This is a genomic window from Mesorhizobium sp. M7A.F.Ca.AU.002.02.1.1, from assembly GCF_003998535.1.
Lineage (GTDB): Bacteria > Pseudomonadota > Alphaproteobacteria > Rhizobiales > Rhizobiaceae > Mesorhizobium > Mesorhizobium ciceri.
On record NZ_RZPB01000462.1, the window covers coordinates 1 to 4998 of the forward strand.

Consider the following 4998-nt stretch of genomic DNA (forward strand, 5'->3'; position numbering starts at 1 on the left):
CGGTCGGTTCGCTTGCTCGACTTCTCGTCCGGCATCCCCGTTCCAATGCGTCGACCGTCTGTCGTCCGGACTGGTCCGAACCGCACGGGCGCCGATCTCGTTGCCGAAAAATCCAGATCACGGGCGCAGCAAAGCCGGAGCCGGTTGCCCCAACCATTGCGTCCGTTCGGGAATTATCGCTTCCGTCCAGGAATGACGGGGCGCCCGCAGCCGGGCGCCCCGAAATCGAGAACCTACTTCTGGATGCAGGTGTCGACCGTATCCTTGGTGCACTCGTCGAGGCCGGTGAACACCGGATCGGCGACCGCCTTGCCTTCGATCAGGTCGATCATCACCGACGGTGCCTTGTAGCCCATTTCGAACGGCCGCTGGCCGACCAGAGCCGTTACAAGGCCGTCACGAGCGATCGCAATCTCGTCGCCGATCGTGTCGGCAGCGCCGATGACGAAGTCGTTGCTGGCGATCCGGTCCTTGAGCGGTCCGAACAGATCGCGATAGGGCTGCGGCGCGCCGAACAGCGGCCAACCGCCCATGATGCCGAAGGCGTCCAGCTTGGGGTTGGCGGCGAGGATGTCGGTCATCGCCTGCACGCCCTTGGCGCCATCGTCGTTGGTGAACACCGGGCAGCCGGCGACTTCGGTCCAGCCACCTTCACCGGCAAGTGCGGCGAGGCCCTCCTTGCCCGACAGTGCGTCACGCATGCCTTGCGCACGGCGCAGGATGTTGTCGGCTGCCGGGTTGCCTTCGATGGTGCAGATCGTGCCACCATTCGGCTTGCCCTTCTTGATGTACTCGCCGATCTTCTTGCCCATCAGGTAATTGTCGGTACCGAGATAGGTCTTGCGAAGACCTGCGTCTTCCTTGCTGAGATCGGCATCGACCGTCATGATCGGGATCGACGGATTGGCACTCTTGATCGTCTGCGCGATCAGCGGCGCGTTGGACGGCGAGATCGCCATCGCCACCGTGTCGGCCTTGCTCAGCATGTCCTGGACGATCTGCGCCTCGCCGGCCTCGTCCGAAGTCGACGCCGGACCGGTGTAGAAGCATTCATATTCCGAGCTGGCGTTTTCCTTGTTCCATTTCTCGCAGCCCTGGTGGATGGCCTCGAAGAACGGATTGTCGAGACCTTTCACGACAATGACGAGCTGTTTCTTGGCCAAAGCCGGCCCGGCACCCAACGCCATGGCGGCGACGGCGGCGAGCAAAAGTGTTTTCCTCATGTCAGTCCTCCCTTGAAACAAACGGACACGGCGTGCCCGCCATACAGATCGACCGGATGCGTGATGACCGAGGGTCGTTTCGCGAGCGCTCGTGTCGCCAGGACAGATCGATAAGCATTTCCAGATTCGGCTTCAGATCAGCTCACACACAGGTGCCGCCGGATCCTGGACCGTCAAACCTCCGCCAATTCCGGCCGGCGACCGCCAGCGGGGATCGGCATAATCTCCTCCGACGCTTAGCTAATATCGGCTTGGCGCCAACGTCAATGCTATTTGTCCTACAAAACGGATTTTTAAAATAGTCCTGGCCCAATTCGTCCGACAATTGATTGACGTGCGCCGGCTTTTGCGTAAAAGAACGCTAACGCCGTCTTCGGGAGGAGCCGGGGAGAGCGAGGCCAAAGCAGCGTCGGCATCCACGCCGGTAACAGCTGCAGGTCGCAAAGCACGGGGAGGCAAAGGCTGGTGGCGGTTCTCGAACTCACCAACATCTCAAGGCATTTCGGCGCCATCCAGGCCGTCAACGACGTTTCGCTGTCGATCGAGCCCGGACAGGTGGTCGGCCTGATGGGCGACAACGGCGCCGGCAAGTCGACGCTGGTCAAGATGATCGCTGGCAATTTCCGCCCGAGCCATGGCACCATGCACATGGACGGCAAGGAATTGATCCTGCACAAGCCGGCGGAAGCCCGCCAGCACGGCATCGAGATCGTCCACCAGGACCTTGCGCTCTGCAACAATCTGACTGCCGCCGCCAATGTCTATCTCGGCCGTGAGTTGCGGCGCGGCGTCGGGCCGTTCCGGATCCTCGACTATGCCTCGATGTACAAGCGTGCCGGCCAGCTCTTCGCCGAATTGAAGTCCGAGACCCGTCCGCGCGACCTCGTCAAGCAGATGTCGGGCGGCCAGCGCCAGGCGGTGGCGATTGCCCGCACCATGCTGTCGCAGGCCAAGATCGTGCTGATGGACGAACCGACGGCGGCGATCTCGGTGCGCCAGGTCGCCGAAGTGCTGAACCTTATCCGCCATTTGCGCGATCAGGGCATCGCCGTCGTTCTGATCAGCCACCGCATGCCTGACGTGTTCACCGTCGCCGACCGCGTCATCGTCATGCGGCGCGGGCGCAAGGTCGCCGACAAGACGATTGCGTCGAGCTCGCCCGAGGAAGTCACCGGGCTGATCACCGGCGCTATCGAACAGGTTTGATTTCAAGCGAATTCCACCACGCACAGCAGATGAAGGTCGACGATGGCACTGACAATTGACCAGCCGATCGAGCATAAGCAGCAATCCTTGGCCGCGAGACTGTTTGCCAGCCAGACTTTCTGGGTGGTGATCGCGGTCATCCTTGCCTGCGTGTTCCTGTCGTTTGCCACCGACGCTTTCGCCACCTCGAAGAACCTCTACAACATCACCCGCAACATCACCTTCGTCGCCATCATCGCGCTCGGCATGACCTTCGTCATCATCACCGGCGGCATCGACCTGTCGGTCGGCTCGGTGCTATGCCTGTCGTCGATGGTGCTGGCCGTCACCATGCATGCCGGCTACTCGATCGAGGTCGGCATCCTGGCCTCGATTGCCACCGCGCTCGCCATTGGCGCCTTCAACGGCGTGCTGATCGCCTATCTCGGCTTTCCACCCTTCGTGGTGACGCTCGGCATGCTGTCGATCGCCCGAAGCCTCGCCATGGTCGCCTCCAACAACACGGTGGTCTTCCAGTTCGGGCCGGACCATGCCAAGCTTCTGTCATTGGGCGGCGGCGCCTGGGTGTTCGGCATCGCCAACCCGGTGCTTTACATGATCCTTCTGGCGCTGATCACCGGCTTCATCCTGCGCTGGACCAAGTTCGGCCGCCATATCTTCGCCATCGGCGGCAATGAGCACGCGGCAACGCTGACCGGCGTTCCGGTGCGCCAGATCAAGGTTGCCGTCTACATGATCTCGGCGCTGTCGGCGGGCATTGCGGGCATCATCCAGACCGGCTGGCTGGGTGCCGTCACCACCAATCTCGGCACCGGCATGGAGCTGCAGGTAATCGCCGCCACCGTCATCGGCGGCGCCAATCTGGCCGGCGGCGTCGGCACCGCCTTCGGCGCCATCGTCGGCGCGGCCCTGATCGAGGTGATCCGCAACAGTCTCGGCCTGCTCGGCATCAATGCCTTCTGGCAAGGCGTCTTCATCGGCGGCGCCATCCTGCTGGCGGTGCTGTTCGACCGCATCCGCAATTTCCGCCGCAGCGACTAGAACCATGATCCCGAAAAGTGGAAACCGGTTTTCTCGGACAAACGGAACCGTTTGTCCGGAGATCATGGTCAAACAAAAGACGGTTTGATGGCCAACTCCCTGTTCAGCCTCGAGGGCCGGCTGGCGCTGGTGACCGGCTCCGGCCAGGGCATCGGCTTCGCGCTGGCTCGGGGCCTGGCCGAACATGGGGCAAGCGTGGTGCTGAACGGCCGCGACGCCGCCAGGATCGACAGCGCCGTCGAAAAGCTGCGCAACGCCGGCTTCAAGGCGCACGCCTCGGTATTCGACGTCACCGATTTTCAGGCGGTCAATGAGGACATTGCCCGCATCGAGGCCGAGATCGGCGCCATCGACATCCTCATCAACAATGCCGGCATACAATTCCGCGCCCCGCTCGAGGACTTTCCCGAGGAGCAATGGGAGCGCCTGTTCAAGACCAATGTGTCGGGCGCCTTCCATGCAGCCAAGGCGGTCGCCCGCCACATGATCCCGCGCGGCAAGGGCAAGATCATCAACGTCGGTTCGGTGCAGAGCGAACTGGCAAGGCCGAACATCGCGCCCTACACCGCCACCAAGGGCGCGATCCGCAACCTGACAAGGGGCATGTGCGCCGATTGGGCCAAACACGGCCTGCAGATCAATGCGATCGCGCCCGGCTATTTCCGCACCGAGATGAACCAGGCGCTGGTCGACAATCCCGAATTTTCCGCCTGGCTGGAAAAGCGCACGCCGGCCGGGCGCTGGGGCAATGTCGACGAGTTGATCGGCGCCGCCGTGTTTCTGGCGTCAGATGCCTCGTCCTTCGTCAACGGCCATACGCTGTATGTCGATGGCGGCATGACGGCTTCGGTTTGAGGTTGGCAATTCTCCCGACCGCCATTCGTTCCAGTGCGTATCGCTCAGTCTGAAAATCCGGCCTCACTGGCCGTCATTCGCCCTCGCCGCCCGCGCGCGTCTTGACGCGGCCCCGAACTCGGCCGCACAATCCCCACTGCAGGCGAAGGGAGGCCAGTCGCCTGCGGGAGGATATACCCATGACGGAAGCGATCAGGCTCTACTGGGGCCGGTTCGGACATGTTTCTATCCTGAATGTCGCAAGCGACTTCGTCACCCATGCCCATGTCGAGGCCCATCTCATCATCTGGCTGGAAGGTACGGCCGGCGAAATGACCATCGGCCGCGAGACCGTCCGGCTTGGGCCTGGAACGGCCGCCGGCATCAACTCCTTCCAGCCGCACAGCCATGTTCTGTCGCAAAACGGGACGCCCGGTCTGTTTCTCGCCTTCTACATCGATCCCGACTGGGCGCGGCGCCGCCGCGACCTGCCTTCGTCGGCGCCGCTGTTTTCACAAGCCGCGATCACGCTGGAACCGTGGCTGCATCAGGCCGCCGCCAATCTGCTCGACCACCTCAGCGACAATGAGAGCGTCGACGATATCGCCAACTACGAGATCGAGCGTTTCATCGATAGCGTGCTCGACGCCGCCGACGCCTCGGCGCCGCAGGAGGCCCGTGTCCGCATCAACAC

The 4998-nt window shown here is 62.7% G+C and carries 5 protein-coding genes; 4 read left to right on the forward strand and 1 reads right to left on the reverse strand.

Going from position 1 to position 4998, the window contains the following annotated elements; all coding sequences use genetic code 11:
• Positions 1 to 233 precede the first annotated feature (233 nt).
• Complete coding sequence (locus tag EN879_RS24080; RefSeq protein WP_013530855.1) at positions 234 to 1223, reverse strand: sugar-binding protein; 990 nt, start codon at positions 1221 to 1223, stop codon at positions 234 to 236.
• Between the two features lie 465 nt (positions 1224 to 1688).
• Here EN879_RS24080 and EN879_RS24085 point away from each other — a divergent pair, with 465 nt between their 5' ends.
• The 4 genes from EN879_RS24085 to EN879_RS24100 all read left to right on the forward strand — a co-directional run.
• Entirely contained in the window at positions 1689 to 2429 is a 741-nt protein-coding gene (locus EN879_RS24085) for an ATP-binding cassette domain-containing protein (RefSeq protein WP_013530854.1), read from the forward strand.
• A 42-nt stretch (positions 2430 to 2471) separates the two neighbouring features.
• A complete protein-coding gene (locus tag EN879_RS24090) occupies positions 2472 to 3470 on the forward strand; it encodes an ABC transporter permease (protein ID WP_013530853.1) in 999 nt (332 codons plus the stop codon).
• An 87-nt stretch (positions 3471 to 3557) separates the two neighbouring features.
• On the forward strand, positions 3558 to 4325 hold the full coding sequence (locus tag EN879_RS24095) for an SDR family oxidoreductase (protein ID WP_063168520.1): 768 nt from the start codon (positions 3558 to 3560) through the stop codon (positions 4323 to 4325).
• A 179-nt stretch (positions 4326 to 4504) separates the two neighbouring features.
• On the forward strand, positions 4505 to 4998 hold a 494-nt coding region (locus EN879_RS24100; protein ID WP_127274289.1), incomplete at its 3' end, for a cupin domain-containing protein.

What these genes read in the sequence shown, in the direction of transcription:
- EN879_RS24080 (WP_013530855.1), bottom strand. Translation starts at nt 1,223, where the DNA reads ATGAGGAAAACACTTTTGCTCGCCGCCGTCGCCGCCATGGCGTTGGGT.
- EN879_RS24090 (WP_013530853.1), top strand. Translation starts at nt 2,472, where the DNA reads ATGGCACTGACAATTGACCAGCCGATCGAGCATAAGCAGCAATCCTTG.
- EN879_RS24095 (WP_063168520.1), top strand. Translation starts at nt 3,558, where the DNA reads ATGGCCAACTCCCTGTTCAGCCTCGAGGGCCGGCTGGCGCTGGTGACC.